This is a genomic window from Streptomyces afghaniensis (assembly GCF_044327915.1).
Lineage (GTDB): Bacteria > Actinomycetota > Actinomycetes > Streptomycetales > Streptomycetaceae > Streptomyces > Streptomyces afghaniensis.
This window is the reverse complement of record NZ_JBIRGJ010000005.1, coordinates 778,138-797,161: the sequence shown is the minus strand read 5'-3', so window position 1 is coordinate 797,161 and position 19,024 is coordinate 778,138. Positions and strand designations below refer to the sequence as shown.

Annotated in this window: 12 protein-coding genes and 2 pseudogenes; 6 read left to right on the top strand and 8 right to left on the bottom strand. The window is 72.2% G+C overall.

Annotation, left to right across the window (positions count from 1 at the left end):
* Positions 1 to 222 precede the first annotated feature (222 nt).
* Together ACH4G3_RS22195 and ACH4G3_RS22190 are read right to left on the bottom strand one after the other, a co-directional pair.
* Positions 223 to 600 (bottom strand): hypothetical protein, encoded by a 378-nt coding sequence (locus tag ACH4G3_RS22195; protein ID WP_029181218.1) that lies wholly within the window; start codon positions 598 to 600, stop codon positions 223 to 225.
* Between the two features lie 3 nt (positions 601 to 603).
* Entirely contained in the window at positions 604 to 849 is a 246-nt protein-coding gene (locus ACH4G3_RS22190; protein WP_030845137.1) for a hypothetical protein, read from the bottom strand.
* 186 nt (positions 850 to 1,035) lie between these two features.
* On the opposite strand from ACH4G3_RS22190, the gene ACH4G3_RS22185 reads away from it, so the two are divergent.
* Positions 1,036 to 1,968, top strand: coding sequence for a sigma-70 family RNA polymerase sigma factor (locus ACH4G3_RS22185; protein WP_397626121.1), 933 nt, complete (start codon positions 1,036 to 1,038; stop codon positions 1,966 to 1,968).
* The gene (qcrB, locus tag ACH4G3_RS22180; protein ID WP_397626120.1) at positions 1,965 to 3,446 is read left to right on the top strand and encodes a cytochrome bc1 complex cytochrome b subunit; all 1,482 of its coding nucleotides are present in this window, start codon (positions 1,965 to 1,967) and stop codon (positions 3,444 to 3,446) included. The genes ACH4G3_RS22185 and qcrB overlap by 4 nt, the downstream gene beginning before the upstream one ends.
* Here qcrB and ACH4G3_RS22175 read toward each other — a convergent pair.
* From ACH4G3_RS22175 to ACH4G3_RS22165, 3 genes are all read right to left on the bottom strand, one after another.
* Positions 3,406 to 4,197, bottom strand: coding sequence for an alpha/beta fold hydrolase (locus tag ACH4G3_RS22175; RefSeq protein WP_397626119.1), 792 nt, complete (start codon positions 4,195 to 4,197; stop codon positions 3,406 to 3,408). The two genes, qcrB and ACH4G3_RS22175, sit on opposite strands and share 41 nt — an antisense overlap.
* Before the next feature lie 76 nt (positions 4,198 to 4,273).
* Positions 4,274 to 6,517: a glycoside hydrolase family 9 protein gene (locus ACH4G3_RS22170; RefSeq protein ID WP_397626118.1), complete on the bottom strand. Its 2,244-nt coding sequence runs from the start codon at positions 6,515 to 6,517 to the stop codon at positions 4,274 to 4,276.
* A 156-nt stretch (positions 6,518 to 6,673) separates the two neighbouring features.
* The gene (locus ACH4G3_RS22165) at positions 6,674 to 9,769 is read right to left on the bottom strand and encodes a glycoside hydrolase family 2 TIM barrel-domain containing protein (protein WP_397626117.1); all 3,096 of its coding nucleotides are present in this window, start codon (positions 9,767 to 9,769) and stop codon (positions 6,674 to 6,676) included.
* A 257-nt stretch (positions 9,770 to 10,026) separates the two neighbouring features.
* Between ACH4G3_RS22165 and ACH4G3_RS22160 the strand changes: the two genes are divergently transcribed.
* The 3 genes from ACH4G3_RS22160 (at position 10,027) to ACH4G3_RS22150 (ending at position 14,350) form a co-directional block, all read left to right on the top strand.
* The gene (locus ACH4G3_RS22160) at positions 10,027 to 12,417 is read left to right on the top strand and encodes a SpoIIE family protein phosphatase (RefSeq protein WP_397626116.1); all 2,391 of its coding nucleotides are present in this window, start codon (positions 10,027 to 10,029) and stop codon (positions 12,415 to 12,417) included.
* Positions 12,418 to 12,460: 43 nt separating this feature from the next.
* Positions 12,461 to 13,009 (top strand): DUF4232 domain-containing protein, encoded by a 549-nt coding sequence (locus ACH4G3_RS22155; protein ID WP_397626115.1) that lies wholly within the window; start codon positions 12,461 to 12,463, stop codon positions 13,007 to 13,009.
* 114 nt (positions 13,010 to 13,123) lie between these two features.
* Positions 13,124 to 14,350 (top strand): arsenic transporter, encoded by a 1,227-nt coding sequence (locus tag ACH4G3_RS22150; RefSeq protein ID WP_397626114.1) that lies wholly within the window; start codon positions 13,124 to 13,126, stop codon positions 14,348 to 14,350.
* Between the two features lie 12 nt (positions 14,351 to 14,362).
* Here ACH4G3_RS22150 and ACH4G3_RS22145 read toward each other — a convergent pair whose 3' ends face one another.
* The 3 genes and pseudogenes from ACH4G3_RS22145 to ACH4G3_RS42395 all read right to left on the bottom strand — a co-directional run.
* A complete protein-coding gene (locus ACH4G3_RS22145; protein WP_397626113.1) occupies positions 14,363 to 16,453 on the bottom strand; it encodes a ricin-type beta-trefoil lectin domain protein in 2,091 nt (696 codons plus the stop codon).
* Positions 16,454 to 16,833: 380 nt separating this feature from the next.
* A pseudogene (locus tag ACH4G3_RS42400) lies at positions 16,834 to 17,304 on the bottom strand (helix-turn-helix domain-containing protein); the annotation flags it as partial.
* 372 nt (positions 17,305 to 17,676) lie between these two features.
* Positions 17,677 to 18,090: pseudogene (locus ACH4G3_RS42395) on the bottom strand (AraC family ligand binding domain-containing protein); the annotation flags it as partial.
* A gap of 63 nt (positions 18,091 to 18,153) precedes the next feature.
* Here ACH4G3_RS42395 and ACH4G3_RS22135 point away from each other — a divergent pair.
* The gene (locus ACH4G3_RS22135) at positions 18,154 to 18,993 is read left to right on the top strand and encodes a phytanoyl-CoA dioxygenase family protein (protein ID WP_397626111.1); all 840 of its coding nucleotides are present in this window, start codon (positions 18,154 to 18,156) and stop codon (positions 18,991 to 18,993) included.
* Positions 18,994 to 19,024 lie beyond the last annotated feature (31 nt).

Sequence of the window (19,024 nt, the reverse complement as noted above, 5' to 3'; positions counted from 1 at the left end):
GTGCCTACCTTTTTGGCGCGGCGCGGGAGGTGCGAATTCACCGACGGCGAATCGGACCCGGTCTGCAAAGCGCGTGCGACACCCGGCCATTCCCCCCGCACGTGTGTTTCACTCTTGCACAACCCCCACACGACCAACAAGGCGCCGGTGCAACATCAAGCCCATTGACAGAAAGTCAGAAATAGGAACGCACGCGCGCTGGTCGCACCCATTTTCGACATTTCAGATCTGCCATGACCGCAGCCGGTCCGCCGCGCCGTAGACGTCGGTCGTGCCGGACATCAGATCGCGGGCGAGGTCGACGAGGGCCCCGTAGGGCGGGTCGATGCCGACGCCGCTGACGAACATGTACGCCACGGCCGTCGCACATGCGAAGCGGGCATTGGCCGAGGGCAGCGGCCGCAGCAGCGTGATGGTGTGCAGCAGCGCGGCGGCTCGCCAGGCCGGGTCGGAGTTCACGCCGAGGCGGGGCGGGTCGACACGGTGCCGGGCGACCGCGGCCACCAACGCGGAGAAGTCATTGATGGTGGGCTGGTCCGGCAGGACCTCTTCGTGGCGCTGGAGCAGCCAGGGCACGTCGATATGGAGGACGGGTGCCATCGGTCAGGCAGCCCGCCCCTCGCCCTTGGCGGGCGGTTCGTCGTCCGGGAAGGCGGCGGCGAACTCGTCGGCGTGGGTCGCGAAGAACCTGCGGAAGGCCTCCGCGCCCTCCTGGAGCGCCCGGTGGCGGGCTATGTCGGCGGCGGCCGCCTCCCGCACGAGCGCCTTCATGGACGTACCGCGCTCCTTGGCGATCTGCCGCAGGTCCTCAAGTTCGCGGTCGCTGAACTCCACGTTGAGAGCTGGCATGCCTTCACGGTAGCGCTCGGGTACTGACTCGTAAATACCACCAGGTCAGAGGGGCGGGCCGACGGTACCGAAGGGGGTGCTCCCCTGGCCGTCCGCTGAGATCTGCATCACACCGCACCGTGCGATGTCACATTCCGGGGCCCTGCCCGGCTCGCAGTGGTGAGCGCGTCTCTGGGAGGACCACGCATGACCGAGATACCCGTACCCGGCACCGCAGCCCCGCTCGACGAGGCGACCGGGGTGTTCGTCGACCACCGCGAGCTGCTGTTCGGCGTCGTCTACAACATGCTGGGCAGTGTCGCCGACACCGAGGACGTCCTGCAGGAGACGTGGCTGTCGTGGACGGCCCGCGGCGGGGGCGCTCCCCTGGCCGGCGTCGACAACCCCCGGGCCTATCTCGTCCGGGTGGCGGTCAACCACGCGTTGCGGCGCCGCGCCGTGATCAGCCGCAGGCAGGAGACGTACGTGGGCTCGTGGCTGCCCGAGCCCCTGGTCGCCGACGAGGGCGCCGACACCGCCGACGGCCCGGCCCTGCGCTCCGAGTCGGTGTCGCTGGCGATGCTGGTGGTCCTGGAGTCGCTGACCCCGCTGGAGCGGGCCGTGTTCGTCCTGGGCGAGGTGTTCGGCTATCCGCACGCCGAGATCGCCGAGATCATCGACCGCTCCCCCGCCGCCGTACGGCAGTTGGCGCACCGGGCCCGGGAGCATGTGAACGCGCGGCGGCCCCGGTACGAGGCGCATCCGCGGGTGCGGCGGGAGGCGACCGAGCGGTTCGTGCGGGCGGCGCTCGGCGGGGACATCGCCGAGCTGATGGAGGTCCTCGCGCCGGACGTCACGGCCTGGACGGACGCCGGTGGCAAGCGCAGGCCGGCGAGTCTGCGCCCGGTGCACGGCCGGGACAAGGTGGCCCGCCTGCTCACCTCCGGGCGGGGCGGCCCGAGCAACCCCGTGTTCCGCTACCGGCGCGTCAACGGCGACGACGCGGCGGTGCTGTTCGACGGCGACGCTCCGTTCGCCGTCCTGGTGCTGGACCTCACCCCGGAGGGCGACCGGGTGCGGGGCATCTACGTCGTGGCCAACCCGGACAAGCTCGCCCACCTGCCCAGGGAGACGGCGTGAGCGCCGGACGCGGCGAGCGCCTCGCCGACTGGTTCGACGGCAGGCTCGGCACCCACACGCTCGGCAGGAAGTACCTGCGCAAGGTCTTCCCCGACCACTGGTCCTTCCTGCTGGGCGAGATCTGCCTGTACAGCTTCGTCGTGCTGGTCCTCACCGGCGTGTACCTGACGCTGTTCTTCCATCCGTCGATGAACGAGGTGACCTACCAGGGGAGTTACACCCCGCTGAACGGCGTGCGCATGTCCGAGGCGTACGCGTCCACGCTGGACATCAGCTTTGACGTGCGCGGCGGTCTGCTGATCCGGCAGCTGCACCACTGGGCGGCGCTGGTCTTCGTCGCCGGGATGCTGACGCACATGATGCGGCACTTCTTCACCGGCTCGTTCCGCAAGCCGCGGGAGGTCAACTGGCTGTTCGGCTGGCTGCTGCTCTTCCTCGGCCTGTTCGAGGGCCTGTTCGGCTACTCGCTGCCGGACGACCTGCTGTCGGGCACGGGCCTCAGGTTCGTGCACGGCGCGCTGCTGTCGGTGCCGATCGTGGGGACGTACCTGGCGATGTTCCTGTTCGGCGGCGAGTTCCCCGGCGACGACATCGTGGCCCGCTTCTACTCACTGCACGTCCTGCTGATCCCCGGGGTGATGGCGGCGCTGATCGTCGTCCATGTGCTGCTGGTCGTGTACCACAAGCACACGCAGTTCGCCGGCCCCGGGCGCACCGAACGCAATGTCGTGGGCGCGCCCTTCATGCCGGTGTACCTCGCGAAGGCGGGCGGCTTCTTCTTCCTGGTGTTCGGGGTGCTCGCGCTGATGGCGGCGGTGGCGACGATCAACCCGGTGTGGTCGTACGGCCCCTACCGCGCCGACCAGGTGTCGACGGGCGCCCAGCCCGACTGGTACCTCGGCTTCGCCGAGGGGCTGGTGCGGATCATGCCCGGCTGGGAGATCACGCTGTGGGGCCACACGCTGGTGCTGGGCGTGTTCATCCCGATCGTGGTGTTCCCGCTGCTGCTGCTCTTCATCGGCGTGTACCCGTTCCTGGAGGCCAGGTTCACGGGCGACCGGCACGAGCACCATCTGCTGGACCGGCCGCGCAACCGGCCGGTCCGCACGGGGATCGGGGCGGCCTGGATCAGCCTCTATCTGGTGCTGCTGGCGGGCGGCGGCAACGACATCGTGGCGACCCGCCTCCACCTGTCGATCAACACGGTGACCTGGGCGGTGCGGATCGCGGTGTTCGCCGTCCCGGCGGCCGTCTTCGTCGTCACCCGCCGGATCTGTCTGGGGCTGCAGCTCCGCGACCGGGAGCTGGTGCTGCACGGCCGGGAGACCGGCGTGATCAAGCGGCTGCCGCACGGCGAGTACGTCGAGGTGCACGAGCCGCTCGACCGGGCCCGGCTGCACACTCTGACCGCTCACGAGCGGCCCCCGGAACTCATGCTCAGGAATGAGCCCGACAGAACTCCCGAACAGTCCGGTTGAACGGCTCAGGGGCCTCGATGTTGCTGAGGTGCCCGGTGCCGGGCAGCACGACCAGGGTGGCGTCCGGGATCGCCTCCAGGAGGGGACGGGCGACGAGGTCCACCGGCGAGCGTGAGTCGAGTTCGCCCCACAGCAGCAGGGTCGGCACCGTGATCTCGGGCAGCAGGTCGCGCTGGTCGGCCTCGGCCATGACGGTGAGCTCCGTCCGCATGCTCCGGGGCCGGGTCTCGGCGGACATCACGGACAGCAGGCGGACGGCTTCGGCCGGTGGACGCCCGGCGAACAGGCCGGGCACGGTCGGCGCGAACTCCTCGGCCGGCACCGCGAGCATCCGCTCCGCCCCCTCGACCCGGGACCGCACCTCCGCCGGGGGCAGCGAGCCCTTCCAGCCCGCGTAGGTGTCCACGAGGAGCAGCGTCCGGACGAGCTCGGCGTGGTGCCGGTAGAGCTCCAGCACCACGGTCCCGCCCCACGACAGGCCGAGCACGTGCGCCGGCCCGAGGTCCACGTCCTCGATGACGGCCGCCAGACAGCGGGCGTAGTCGGCCAGCGTGAAGGACGGGGTTACGTCGGAGGAGCGGCCGGCACCCGGTTCGTCCCAGGCGACGACGGTGAACTCGTCGGCCAGGTCCTCGGTCTGCGGGCGGAACAAACGGGCGTCCGTCGTGGCGCCGTGCGCGAGCACGAGGGGCGGGCCCTGGCCCACCCGGTCGTACGCGACCTCGATGCCGTCGACCCGCACCGCTGGCATGACACCAGGCTACGCGCACGTGCCGGGGGCGTCCTGTCGGTGGACTCCCCCGGCACGCGGCAGGGTCACCCCCTCGTCATCCCTGGTCCGCCACGAAGGCGGCCATGCGGGTCAGGGCGGCGTTCCAGTTGATCGTGTGCTCGTTGGTCGACCAGGACTGGATGTCGTCGATGTAGCAGAACTGGCCGACGCAGCCCTGGAGTTTGCTCTGTGCGTAGGGGTCCTGGATGCTCGAGTTCGGTCCGCCCGCGAGGGTGCCCTTCGGCGGGTTCGGCTGGCTCGGGTCGAGCTGGCGGGCGTACCAGCGGCTGTGCTGGTTCTGGGCGCTCACCTCGCCGTAGCCGGTGACGTAGGAGATGTTCAGCGCGTTGCGGCCCAGGATGTAGTCCATGCTCTGGAGCGCGCCGTCGCGGTACTTCGAGGCGCCGGTGATGTCGTACGCGGTGGCGAGGACGACGGCGTTGTTGAGGACCTGGTGGCTGGAGCCCCAGTCGTATTTGTTGCCCTCCGGGGCGTACGGCATGCCGTAGGGCTGTGCCTTCAGCGTGGCCAGGTAGCGGTCGGCGGCCCTGACGACGGACTGGCGGACCTTGTCCCGGCCGGGCAGCTTGTTCGGCACCGTGGCGAGGTCGAGCCGTCCCGCCGCGCCCGTGCGGGCCCAGTCGAAGCCGATGGGCCCGAAGATGTCGGCCGTGTGGACCGGCGACTTCAGGACGTACTCCTGGAAGGGCTGCTCGCCCGTGGTGAGGCACAGCTCGGCCGCCGCCCAGTAGAAGTCGTCGGTGACGTCGCTGTCGGCGTAGGCGCCGCCGCCGACGCCGTCGCTCTCGGAGGCGTAGCGGTCGGGGTGGGCGAGCGCCGCCGACCAGGCCTTGCGGGCGGCGGCCAGTGCCTTGTCGGCGAACGCCTTGTCGTAGGGCCGGTACAGGCGGGCCGCCTGCGCGGCCGTGGCCGCGAGGTTCAGGGTGGCCGCGGTGGACGGCGGATGCAGCTCGCGCTTCTGCGGGTCGTCGCTCGGCAGCAGCGGCAGTCCGGTCCACTGCTCGTCGTGCATCTTGTGGTGGGCCATGCCGGCCAGCGGCTTGCCGTCGGGCACCTGCATCCTGAGCAGGAACTCCAGCTCCCAGCGGGCCTCGTCGAGGATGTCGGGGACCTTGTTGCCGCTCTCGGGGATGTCGAGCGTGCCGTCGCCGAGCTTGGCGGGGTCGCCGGTGCGGGCGTGCAGCGCGCGTTCGTGGGTGCTCAGCACCTCCCAGGTGGAGATGCCGCCGTTGACGACGTACTTGCCGTGGTCACCGGCGTCGTACCAGCCGCCGCTGACGTCCAGGGTGTAGTCGCAGACGCCGGGCTGGCAGGGCACAGCGGTGTCGCCCTTGTTGGGCGCCACCCCCACGTGCCCGGCCGGGCGGCCATAGCCGGGCCGCAGGTCGTCGCGTATCGCGATGCCGCTGCGCTGGGGGTAGTAGTACTTCGCCGAGTCCAGCCGGAGCCGCTCGTAGGCGCTCGCGTCGATGTCGAAGGGGCGGCTGGTCTCGCCGTCGGCCACGAGCGTGAGGCCCGTGCCCTTCTTGCGGTACGCGCCGAAGTCGATCGAGTGGACGTTCTGCCCGGAGGAGGCGTCGACGCCGCGCGGCACGGTCGTGCCCCGGGCAGCCACCTTCCCGCCGGAGGTCCTCAGCTCCCAGGGCAGTTTCGCCGTGGCGTCGGTGACCAGCGTGGCGTTCTTCGGCCCGGCAGGCAGATAGGCGACCTGGTTGACGCGGACCCGGGGCCCGGTGTCGGGCTCGTACGGCTCCGGCGTCACCCCGCCGAGCAGGGAGACGTCGTCCATGCAGAAGCGCCAGGGATCCGCGCTGCCGCCGAGCTGGAAGCCGACCTGGCCCTGAGTGGTGTCGACGGGCGAGGTGAAGGTGTAGGAGTAGGTGTCGCCGGAGACGCTGAGCTGCGGTGTCACCTCGTGGTAAGTGTCGTAGGGCGACACCGAAAGGCCCACGATCGCCCGCACGACGTGCCCGGCGGGCGTGCCGGTCGCGCTGAAGGAGAAGCGGTACGACTCCCCCTTCACGAGGGTGATGTCGTTCTGCCCGACGGCGGCGTCCCAGCGGTTGGTGGTGCCGCCGGGGACGTCGGCGCAGAGCCGGCCGTCGGACAGCCCCGCGGTGACGTTGCTGGTCGCCCACCAGGGGTCCGTGGTGGTGTCGAAGGTGCCGTTCCTGACCTGCTCGGCCTCTTCGGCCCCGGCCGGTGCGGAGGGCAGCGCGGTGAGCGCGGTCGCCAGCAGGGCCGTCAGGGACAACAGGGCGGTTCTGCGTCGTTTCACGTCCGGGCTCCTCTGGAGAGGTGCGGGTGGCGCTCGATACGTGGGAGCGCTCCCAGATGTGGATGCACGCCATGGTTGTGGCTGATGTGACGCCCCGTCAACGGTCCGGACGGGACTGGCTGTTCACCACCCGTCCGGACCGTCGTGCCCGAGGTCTCAGGCGGCCGGGGTCTCCAGTCGGCTGATGCGCAGGGCGCCCCGGGCCTCGTCGGGGTGGCGGCTCGTCATCGTGAGCCGGATCCGGGAGCCCCGGACGGCCTTGAAGGTGATCACGGTCGGGGCGTCGGAGGCGGTGGCCCAGTCGATCGCCGTGTCCGTCACGGCCCGCCACGCCCGGCCGTCCCACACCGCCACCTCGATCGCCGCGGGCAGGCTGTGTGTGGCGTCCACGGTGAAGGAGACGTCCACCCGGTCGAAGCCGCGGGTGCGTCCGTGGTCGACCGTGACCCAGTCTTCGGTTCGGGCGCCGTCGAAGGCGGGCAGCAGGGCCGTGGCCTGCTTGAAGAAGCCGTTGGACCAGCCGGTGGCCGGGTCGCCGTCGAGCATGGCGGCGGGCAGGGTGTCCGGGCGGCCGGAGTAACTGGCGTCCGCGTGCGGGTGGTCGACGGGCGCCGGGTGCTCCGGCGCGAAAGCGGGCGGGGCGGTCTGCGCCCTGTCCGCTGCCCTGGTGGCGCGTACGGTCGCCGTGCCGGTGCGCAGGCCGTCGGCGCGGGCGGTCACCTTCACCGTGCCCGTCTTCGTGCCGGAGCGGACGATGGCGAGGGCCTTGCCGTGGAAGGCGGTACGGGTGCTCGCCTGGTAGCGCTCGGCGCTCTCCTGGCGGCCGTTGTCGAGCCCGGCGAGCGAGCCGTTCGCCACCTCGAAGGAGAGCAGGTGCTCCGCGTCGGGCACCACCACCCCGCGGCGGTCGACCACCTCGGCGGTCACGAAGACCAGTGAACGCCCGTCCGCCACCACGGAGTTGCGGTCCGTCGTCAGGCGTATCGCGTGCGGGGCGCCGGCGGTGCGCAGCACGTCGGTGGCGACCGCCTTGCCGTCCTGCCGCGCGACCGCCTTCAGCTCACCCGGCGCATAGGGCACCTTCCAGGTCAGGTGGAGCTTTCCGGCGCTGCCGTTCGGGCTGGTGTAGCTGCCGGGGTAGGGGCCGTCGGTGAAGGTCTTGTCGTCACCGGTCGCCTCGGTCGTCTCCAGGTACGTGCGGCCGTCGACGGTCTTCTTGGTGTCGAACCGCCGTACGCCCAGGGACTTTCCGTTGAGGAACAGCTCGACGGTGTCGACGTTGGCGTACGCCCAGACCTCGACCGTGTCGCCCTCGGCGTGGTTCCAGGTCATCGGCAGCAGATGGACCATCGGCTTGTCGGTCCACTGGCTCCGGAACAGGTAGTACATGTCCTTGGGGAAGCCCGCGGTGTCGACCGCGCCGAAGAAGGACGCCTTGACCGGGAAGACGTCGTACGGCGTGGGCTCGCCGATGTAGTCGATGCCCGACCACAGGAACTGCCCGGCGAACCACTTGCGGTCCCGGTCCTTCTTGTGGCCGTACTCGCCGCTCATGGTCCAGGAAGCGAGGTTGTTGTCGTAGGAGGAGGTCCCGCGCCTTCCGGGCGTGTAGTTCTCGCCGGTGTTGAGGTGTTCGGGCTCCTGGTACTCGCCCCGGGTCGAGGTCTCCGAGGAGGACTCGGACTCGAAGAGGAAGAGGTGCGGGTAGGTCGCGTGCAGCTGGTCCACCGACTTGGCGGTGTTGTAGTTGAGGCCGAGGCCGTCCAGCTTGGCCAGCATCAGGTCGGCCGCGGAGCCCTTGGCGGGGAGGCGGCGGTACTTGTCGGAGCCGATGACCAGCGGGCGGGTGTCGTCCGCGGCCCTGATCGCGGCGATGATCCGGTCGGCCATGGCGAGGCCGGCGGTGGAGGTGGAGTCGGGGACCTCGTTGCCGATGGACCACATCAGCACGGCGGGCGAGTTGCGGGCCGCGAGCACCATCTCGGTGGCGTCCTTCTCGCACCACTCGTCGAAGAACCGGCCGTAGTCGTACCGGTTCTTCCCGGTGCGCCAGCAGTCGAACGCCTCCACCAGCATGACGACGCCCAGTTCCTCGCAGACCTGGATCACCTCGGGCGCGGGCGGGTTGTGGGAGGTGCGCAGGGCGTTGACGCCCATGGACCGCATGATCTCCAGCTGGCGGCGGACGGCGTCGATGCTGACCGCGGCGCCGAGCGCGCCCAGGTCGTGGTGGAGGTCGACGCCCTTGAGCTTGTGGTGGGTGCCGTTGAGGAAGAAGCCCTCGTCCGGGTCGAAGCGGAAGGTGCGGAAGCCGAAGGGCGTGCGGTAGGTGTCGGTGGTCCTGCCGCCGACGCGCAGTTCGGTGTGCAGGGTGTAGCGGTGCGGGGCCGCGATGTCCCAGAGCAGGGGGCGCCGGACGGTGAGCTCGTGGGTCTCGGTCTTCTCGTCGGTGACGGCGGCCGTGGAGGAGGTACGGGCGACCGTCCGGCCCTTCGGGTCGACGATCCGGGAGACGACCTCGACGTCGGCGCCCGCGCCCGACGCGTCGACGACCGACGTGTCGACCCGTACGACGGCCTGTTCGGCGGAGATCTCGGGGGTGGTGACTCGGGTGCCCCAGCGGGCCACGTGCACCGGCTCGGTGATCACCAGGCGGGCCTCGCGGTAGATGCCGCTGCCCGAGTACCAACGGCTGCTGGGGAGCCGGTTCTGGACCTTGACCGCGAGCACGTTCTCGGTGGTGCCGTCGGTGTGGACCAGGTCGGTGAGGTCGAGGGCGAAGCCGGTGTAGCCGTAGGGGTGGCGCCCGGCCTCCTTGCCGTTGCAGTGGACGGTGGAGTCCATGTAGACGCCGTCGAACTCGACCGAGATCCGCTTGCCGGCGAGGGCGGGCGGCAGGGTGAAGGCGAGGCGGTACCAGCCGAGGCCGCCGGGCAGGAAGCCGGTGCCGCTGGTGGTGCCGTGCTCTGTGGTGGGGCTCTGCTCGATGCTCCAGTCGTGCGGGACGGCGACCTCGCGCCACCGGGAGTCGTCGTAGCCGGGCTGGGCGGCGTCGGCATAGGCGCCGGTCGGGTCGGTGATCCCGCCCGGGTTCACCAGCGCGAAGCGCCAGCCGTCGCGCAGTGCGACCGTGCGGCGGCCGGACCCTCCGCGCGCCGCGTCGGCGGCCCATGCCTCGGAGGCGCCCACCAGCGTTCCGGCCGCGGGCGCGGCGGCGGAGGCGAGCAGGACCGATCTGCGCGTGACCGACATGGCGGCTCTCCCTCATGAAGTCCCAGAAGTACTCACAACTAATCGTGAACGAACAGATTCTGTCGAGGTGTCACACAGGGCCGTCAAGGGTGCGGCAGCATCGTTCTGCGCCAGGCGTCACATCGGCCGGAATTGCGCCTTGACCCTGCGCGGCCGGGCGGCGCAGGGGTTACCGGGCCACGTCGGGCGCCCACGCACTAGTCTGGAACTCAAGCGACCTCCCTGATCACTGTGAGTGTCCGTATGGAGTGGCGACGATGAGCCCGGACGAGCTGTTCGACGATGGCGTGGCCGCCCGTGCCGTCATCGCCGCAGACGGCACGCTCACCGAGTGGAGCGAGGGCGCACACCGTCTGCTGGGCCACACGGCCGCCGAGGTCCTGGGCCGCCCGGCCGTCGAGCTGCTGGCCGACGGGGCGGCCCCGCCGCTCGTGCCCGCCGACGAACCCCGCTGGAACGGGACGCTCACGCTGCGTCACCGTGACGGGCACACGGTCTCGGCGTGGGTGCTCGCCCACCGCAGACCGCCGGACGGCCCCGAGACCGCCGAGTGGCTCGCCGTGTCCCCGCCTGAGGCCCCCGGCCCGGAGCTGCCGGACGACCCGCTGGTGCGGGCGGCCCTGACGCAGTCGCCCTGCGCCACGATGATCTTCGATGAGCGGCTGCGGCTGCGCGGCGTCAACGACGCCATGGCGGACCTCCTCGGGCTGCCCGCCGACCGGCTGCGGGGCCTGCGGCCCACCGATGTCGGCAGCCGGCCGCAGAACACGGAGCTGGAGGAATATCTGCGCCGCGTGCTGAGCACCGGCCGGCGGCAGGACATGCAGACGCACATGAAGGCCAGCGGCGAGAGCCGGGGTGCGCACGCCTGGCTGGCCCGGCTCGCACCGCTCACCGACGACGGGGGCCGGGTGCGGGGCGTGTGCGTGACGGCCCACGACTTCAGCGACCAGTACCGGGCACGGGAGCGGCTCCAGCTGGTCAACGAGGCGAGCGTGCGCATCGGCACCACCCTCGACGTCACCCGTACCGCCCAGGAGCTGGCGGACGTGTGCGTCCCGGCGCTCGCCGACTTCGTCAGCGTCGACCTGCTCGACGTACAGGAGCACGGCGGCGAGTCCGCCGGCCCGCCGACCCCACCGGTGAGCCTGCGCAGGGCCGCGCACCAGTCGGTCAACTCGGGCAGCCCCGAGGCCGTCGCCAAACCGGGGCAGGTGGACGTCTATCCGGAGAACTCCCCGCAGGCCGCCTCGCTCATCGCGGGGCGCGCGGTCGTGGCGTCCGGAGCGGACAACGGCGACCTCGGGAAGTGGCTGGCCTGGGACCCGGTCCGGTTCGGGCGGATACGCGAGTACGGCATCCACTCCACGATGTCCGTGCCCCTCCAGGCCAGGGGCTCGACCCTCGGGGTCGCGGTCTTCACCCGTTTCCGGCGCCCCGAGCCCTTCACCGACGACGACGTGCTGCTGGCCGAAGAGGTCACGGCACGCGCCGCCGTCTGCATCGACAACGCCCGCCGCTACTCCCGCGAGCGTGAGACGACGCTCACGCTGCAACGCAGCCTGCTGCCCCGCACGCTGCCGCGCACGGCCGCCGTGGAGGCGGCCTCCCGTTATCTGCCCGCCGCCCGCTCGGGCGTGGGCGGCGACTGGTTCGATGTGATCCCGCTGTCCGGGATGCGCATCGCGATGGTCGTCGGCGACGTCGTCGGGCACGGCATTCAGGCCTCGGCCACCATGGGCCGGCTGCGCACGGCCGTCCGCACCCTCGCCGACATCGACCTGGCCCCCGACGAGCTGCTCACCCACCTCGACGACCTGGTCGTCCGGCTGTCCCAGGAGTCCGGTGTCGACGCCGGCACCGGGGAGGTGGGCGCGACCTGCCTCTACGCGGTGTACGACCCCGTGTCGCGGCGCTGCACGCTGGCCCGGGCCGGGCACCCGCTGCCCCTCGTCGTCCCGCCGGACGGCCCGGCCCACCAGCTCGACCTGCCCTCGGGACCCCCGCTCGGGGTCGGGGGGCTGCCGTTCGAGTCCGCCGAGGTGGAGCTACGGGAGGGCAGTGTCCTGGCGTTCCACACGGACGGGCTGCTCGGGAGCCGCGAGCGGGACCTCGACGCGAGCCAAGGGATGCTGCGCGAGGCCCTGTCGGCTCCCTCCGACTCCCTGGACGAGATCTGCGACCGCGTGCTGCAAGCGCTGCTCCCGCCGAGCGGCTCCACCGACGACGTGGCCCTGCTGCTGGCCCGGACCCGCGGCCTGCCGTCTTCCCAAGTGGCGACCTGGGACATCCCCGCCGACCCGGCACTGGTGGCCCCCATCCGCAAGCAGGTCGTCGGCCAGCTCGACCGCTGGCAGCTGACCGATGCCACGTTCACCGCGGAACTGGTGGTGAGCGAGCTCGTCACCAACGCCATCCGCTACGGCGCCCAGCCCATCCGGCTGCGGCTGATCCATGACGCGTCCACGCTGATCTGCGAAGTGTCCGACACCAACCACACGGCGCCCCACCTGCGCCGTGCCAAGACCTGGGACGAGGGGGGCCGCGGTCTGCTCCTGGTCGCGCAGCTCACCCAGCGCTGGGGCAGCAGGCACACCACCGAGGGCAAGACGATCTGGGCGGAGCTGGCCCTGCTCGACGAGCTGTGAACGAACGCGGTTTCCCCGTTGCCGCGGCGGACACCCGCGAGGCATGGCCACAACGTCTCAGTCCGTACGCCGGGCGGCCTTACTCGGGAGCGCGCTCGCGGCTCTCGGCTCACTGACCGCCTGTGCCGAGCACCGCGCGGATACCGCCGCACAGCAGCTGCCCGCCGCCACCGGTACCCGCTGCCACACCTCCGAGCTGCGCGCGTCCGTCGGCCGGATGGATCCGGGGGCCGGGCAGCGCAACTTCCCGGTCGTGCTGACCAACGTCTCCTCGCGGACCTGCACCCTGCACGGCTATCCGGGTGCCGCGTTCGTGGACGCGTCCGGCCGGCAGCTGGGCCCCGACCCGAAGCGCACCCCCGACGAGCCGGCGACCGTGACCCTGGCGCCCGGCAGGAGCGCCTGGGCGGGGCTGCGGTATGCCGACCCCGAGGTCAGCGGCGCCCGCGCCGCCACTCCGGCGGCGCTGCTGGTGACTCCCCCGGACGAACGCAAGCCGCTGAAGGTGCGGTGGACGGCGGGTGAGGTGCCGGTCGGCGGGAACGCGTCCTCGGTGTTCCTGACGGCGTTCGAGGCGGGCAGCGGGCCGTGAGGCCGACGGGGTTCTCGTAGCTTTCTTACCAGCCCCTGGTTTCATGGGCGGGCACGCTGTGATCACGCCCCGGAGGACTCCGCCCTGAACACCCCGCTCGCCGAAGTTCTGTCCGTGGCGCTGCTGGCCGCCGTGCTCGTCTGGGCCGTGCTCCGTCCGCGGGGGCTGCCCGAGGCCGTGCTGGCGGTTCCGGCCGCCGGGCTCGCGGTCGCCGTCGGAGTGATCTCGCCCGACCACGCGTGGGAGGAGATCCAGCGGCTGGGGCCCGTGGTGGGCTTCCTCGCGGCCGTGCTGGTGCTCGCGCACTTCTGCGACGTCGAGGGGCTGTTCACGGCGTGCGGGGCGTGGATGGCCCGCTGGGCGGCGGGGCGTCCCGCGCGGCTGCTGACCGCGGTGTTCGCGCTGGCCTCCGTCATCACGGCCGTGCTCAGTCTGGACGCCACCGTCGTCCTGCTGACCCCGGTGGTGCTCGCCACCGCCACCCGGATGGGCGTCCAGGCCCGGCCGCACCTCTACACGTGCGCCCATCTGTCCAACACCGCCTCGCTGCTGCTGCCGGTCTCCAACCTGACCAACCTGCTGGCCTTCACGGCGAGCGGGCTGAGCTTCACCCGGTTCGCGGCGCTGATGGCGTTGCCCTGGCTGGTGGCGATCGGCGCGGAGTACCTGGTGTTCCGGCGCTTCTTCGACGAGGAACTGACCGCCCCGCTCCCCTCACCCGACCCGGCGCGCCCTCCCGAGCTGCCCCTGTTCGCCCTGATCACCGTGGGCTGCACGCTGGCCGGGTTCGTCGTGGCCTCCGCTCTCGGGATCGCACCGGCGTGGGCCGCCCTGACCGGCGCGCTCGTGCTGGCCGTACGGGCGCTGCTGCGGCGGCGGGCCACCCCGCTCACCGTGGTGCGGTCCGCGGCCCCGGCGTTCCTGGCGTTCGTGCTCGCCCTCGGCGTCGTGGTGCGGGCGGTCGTCGACCACGGGCTCGCCGACGCGCTCCACCGGGTGCTGCCCGACGGCTCGGGCCTGCTCACGCTGCTCGGCTTGGCCGCGCTGGCCGCCGTACTGGCGAACATCGTCAACAACCTGCCCGCGGTCCTGGTGCTGCTGCCGCTGACCGCGGGGGCCGGTCCCGGTGCCGTACTGGCGGTGCTGCTCGGCGTGAACATCGGCCCCAACCTGACCTACGCCGGATCGCTGGCGACCCTGCTGTGGCGGCGGATCGTGCAGCAGCACGGACACCGGGTCGGGGTCGGGGAGTTCACCCGGCTCGGGCTGATCGCGGTACCGGCCGCGCTGGTGCCGGCCGTGGTGGCGCTGTGGCTGTCGCTGCGTGTCGTCGGGGGCTGAGCAAGCGTCCGGTCAGCGGCGACCGTCTCCGTAGCCGCCATAGCCGTAGCCGCCGTACCCGTAACCGGGGTAGCCGTATCCGGGATACCCGTAGCCGGGATAGCCGTTCTGGCCGTCCCCGTCGCAGGGGTAGCCGTAGCGGTAGCAGGCCGACTCGGTGGGGGCCGCGCCGGTCGGTGCCGGGCGCGCTGCCGACGGGGTGGCGGACGGGGTCGGTGACGGTGACGCCGTGGGGGTCTTCGAGGGCGTGGGCGTGGGTGTCGGGGTGGGGCGCGGCGCCGGGGCGGCGGCCTTCCAGTTGACGGCCTCCATCTGGAGGTCCGCCTTGGAGGTGTCGATCGCCCACCGCTGGTCCTCGTCGTCCGCCCGGGTCTTGAGGACCAGGGCTCCCGAGCCGTCGGTCGCGGCCGGAGCCAGGGCGAGGTCCTGGTTCCAGCGGGGCACCAGAGCGCCCTGGAGGGTGAAGTCGTAGCGGATGTACTTGGAGTCCGGCCGGGACGCGCCCGTGCAGGGAGCCAGCCGCACCGAGTAACCGAGCTGCGAGTCCAGGCACAGGCCGGGAGCGGCACCATTGCGCAGCAGGCCGTCGGTCTCGTACGTCCACTGCTGGGCTGCGGCCGAGGAGCAGGCGGTGAGTTCGGCCTCCGCGTCCTCGACGGCCTTGTCGTCCTCGACACCGACGCACAGTCCCGAGTCCACGTTGTGCAGCCGGCCGCTCAGGGCACCCTTCTCGGCGTCGCCCGACCCGATCCAGGACGGGTCTCCCGTCGACTCGCCCGCGCCCGAGCCGGGCGTCTCGGAGGGCCGCCCCGCACCGGCCTGGGGGCCCTCGCCGGAGTTGACCACGGACCACAGGACCAGCGGGATCACGACCAGGCCGCTGACGGTCAGGATGCTCGCGGTGAGGTTGCGGCGGCGGGCGGCACGGCGGGCCGCCTTGTGGGCGGATCTGCCGGCCGCGGTGCGGGGGCCCGCGGCACGCCGGCCGGGACGGGAGTCCGCGGCACGCCGGCCGGGAGTGGTTCCACCGGCCGGCGGGGCATCGGGCGGCGGCGGGAAGCCGGCGTGAGCGTGCGCTGGTTCCGCTGTCACGGGGGCGGGCGGCGCGGGCGGCGCGCCGACCGGGTCGGTGAACGACTCCCCTGCCATGCCCGCGAGGACGACGGGATCGGGGAAGGCTTCCTCGACGGCCACACGTGCGGGGAGTCCGGCCCCCGTCGCGGCCGCCTCCGTACCGGGCCGCGGGGCGTCCGTCACGTCGCTCTCCGCGGCACCGCTCGATCTGCTCTCCGCGTACTCACGCCCGCCCCAGCCGAGCACCGCCTCCGCCAGTGCGACGCCGAGCCCGTAGTCGAACCGGCCGAGCTGGTCCGCGGCAGCGGCGCAGTGCCCGCAGCCCTGGATATGCGCGCGTAGATCGGGGTCGATGTCGAGGGCGCCACGCCGGTACGTCACGTCGAGCAGGCGGAGATAGCGCCGGCACTCCTCGTCGGGCGCGAGTTCACGGTGCAGTTGGAGGCTTTCCTCGCGCAGCCGGTCACGGGCCCGGTCCAGTTCGACGCCGGCGCCCTCCTCGTCCAGGCCGAGCAGCCCGGCGGGGGCGGTGAGCGGTTCGGCCTCGACCTCGACGTGCCACAGCAGGCAGCGCGCCGACTGGGGCAGCCGCTGGAAGGCGCCGGACAGCAGGCGCCGGTGCTGCTGCGGCAGCAGCCGGGCGGCCACCCGCTCCCCCTCGTCGGCCCCGGACAGCAGTTCCGGGTGGAGCATGTCGCGTCGGTGGTCGGTGGCCCACTCGGCGGCGATACGCCGCACGGTGACGAGCAGATGGGGGCGCCACGCCGAGGTGGGGCCGTTCTGGCGCAGGGTCTCGCCGAAGATCCGGGTGAATGCGGCAGTCGTGAGTATTCCGGCGGATCGCGGCCCGTCGGTGCACAGCCGGGCGTAGGCGGAGGCCGCCTCCCAGTGCCGGTCCAGCAGTTCGCCGACGGGGTGAAGTGCGGGGGTCGCCCCCGTCCACTTCCTGAGCTCGGCGCTCAGTTGCTCGTCCGTCGCGCCGATCCTGCGGGCCGGACCCGGAGAATTCGACGGGCCTGCGTCGTTCACGGCTGCATTCCTCTCAAGGACATGCGGAATAAAGTCCATACCAAGGGGTATGTCGGCCCGGTGGCCTCGCGCATGCGAAGAAAGGCGTGTTGTCCGGACGCCGACTAGGCACACCTTTGCACAGGTCAGCGACAGGGAACAAGGGATCTCACGGTTTCGTGCATTGCGTGCGCGGCCAGGGCCTTTTGACAAAACGTCAACGTGCGGTGCGAAAGGGATTTCCGCACTGTCCGTTCTGTTTTTTGCGGCGCGTTTTCGCCCGGCTCCGGGCGTCGACCCAAAACCATTGAACTGCCGCCTGAACAGCAGCTCACACCCTCGGGCCTTCCCGGTGCGGCCCTTTCGGGGACTCCTCCCGAAACCAATGACCACACCGCCGCTCAGCCCCACGGACCGCCGTGAACCGCGTTCCGGTACGCCCCCGGAGGTGTCCCGTAGCGCTCGCGGAAGACGCGGTTGAAGTGGAACGGGCTGGCGAAACCCGAGGCCGCGGCGACGCGTTCCACGGGCAGGTCGGTGCCCTCCAGCAGCCGGGCGGCGTGGCGCAGCCGCGCCTCGCGCAGGGCGCGCATCGGCGACCGGCCGCGCTGCCGGCTGAACAGATGGGCGAAGCGGGACGGCGACAGGGAGACCTGCTCGGCCAGCGAGCGGACGGTGTGCGGAGCGCCCGGGTCGGCGTCGATCAGCTCCTGGGCCCGCTGGATCCGTGCGTCGAGGCCGGGACGGGGTGCCGCCGGCCGGGCACCGGCGGTGGTGAGCAGGACGATCTCCTCCAGTGCGCACAGGGCCAGTTCGCGGGCGGCACTGCCGTGCGCGACGGCGATCTGCCCGTTCGGGGGTGCGGCGTAGGGCGGGGCGGACGCGTAGGGCGGGGCCGCGTCACGGGGAGGAGCCGCGTCGTCCGAGGCCACCTCGTCGGACGGGACCACCGCATCGTCCGGAGCCGCCCCGCCGGACGGCACCACCGCGACGTCCGAAGCCGCCCCGCCGGACGGCACCACCGCGACGTCCGAAGCCACCCCGCCGGACGGCACCACCGCGACGTCCGAAGCCACCGCGCCGGACCGCACCACCGCGCCGGACCGCACCACCCCGCCGGACCGCACCACCCCGCCGGACCGCACCACCGCGCCGGACCGCACCACCGCATCGTCCGAAGCCACCGCCTCGGGCGGTGGTGCCCCGGCCCCGGTCCAGCGGGCATCGGCGTGCATCCGACGGAACGCCGCCTCGACACGGTCGTACACCTCGGCCGGGGCGGACGTGACCACGTACACCCCGTGACCGGCGTCGTACGGCCGCAGCCACGCGGCCCACGACGGGCGGGCCTGGCAGTGCGCCCACCAGAACCGCCAGCGCCGGGCGCCGGGCTCGACGGCGTAACGGTGCGGGGCACCCGGGGCGAGTACCACCAGGTGGCCCGCGCCTGCCGGGGTCTCCACCCCGCCCTGCCAGAGCCGCCCCCGGCCTCCCGTGGTCCAGGTGAAGAGCCAACTCGCGGAACCGCGCGGCCGGTTGACGCCGTAGCCGGGCGGCTGGTCGAAGTGGCCGAGCACGACCAGACCGGGCGGCGGTGCGGGGTCCCCGTCGGACTCACGCTCAGCAGTACCGGGCAATCCCTCAGCACGCACGGGCATCCCCCTCGTCGGCTCGGTGGCCTAGCGTGTCGTGCCGGGGACCACTGACCGAGGAGTGCGCTCATGACAGTCACGGGCAACGGCGCCGCCGGCGCTCCCATCCTGGACCCTGCCGCGCTCAGGCGACACCGGGAAGGTTTCGAGGAGGACGGTTTCACGGTCGTGCGCGGGCTCTTCGGGGCCGACGAGACCGCGCGGCTGTGCGACGAGTTCGCGGCGCTGCGTGCGGCCGGCCCGGTTCCCGGACACTTCGAGCCGCGCGCGTCCGAGCCGGGCGCCGATCCGCTGCACGTCTGGCCGCGGGTGATGCACCCGCACGAGATCAACGACCTCGCTCGCGACGTCCTGCTGGACGCCCGGCTGCGGACGGTGCTGGAGGAGCTCCTCGGGGAGGAGGTCCTGGCCGCGCAGAGCATGTTCTACTTCAAGCCGCCGGGTGCCCGGGGGCAGGCGCTGCACCAGGACAACTTCTATCTGCGGGTGGAGCCGGGCACGTGTGTGGCGGCCTGGCTGGCCTGCGAGGTGATCGACCGGGAGAACGGCGGGCTGGAGGTCGTACCGGGCACGCACCGGATGGACCTGTTCTGCCCGGAGGAGGCGGACGCGGGCGTGTCCTTCGCCCGGGAGTACGTGCCGCCGCCGCCCGGTCTGGCCGCCGTGCCCGTGGACATGGAGCCGGGGGATGTTCTGTTCTTCAACGGCAGTCTGGTGCACGGGTCGCAGCCGAACCGGGCGGCGGATCGGTTCCGGCGGTCGTTCATCGGGCATTACGTGGGGCGGTCGGCGGAGCGGATCGGAAGGTTCTACCGGACGTTGACGATGAGCGGGGCGCGGGTGGCGCTGCCGGAGAGCGAGGGGGCGGGGCCCTGCGGGACGGAGTTCGCGCCGCAGGGGCCGCACTGAGCGCTCCGCGGGAGAGGCGGTAGTCCGTCTG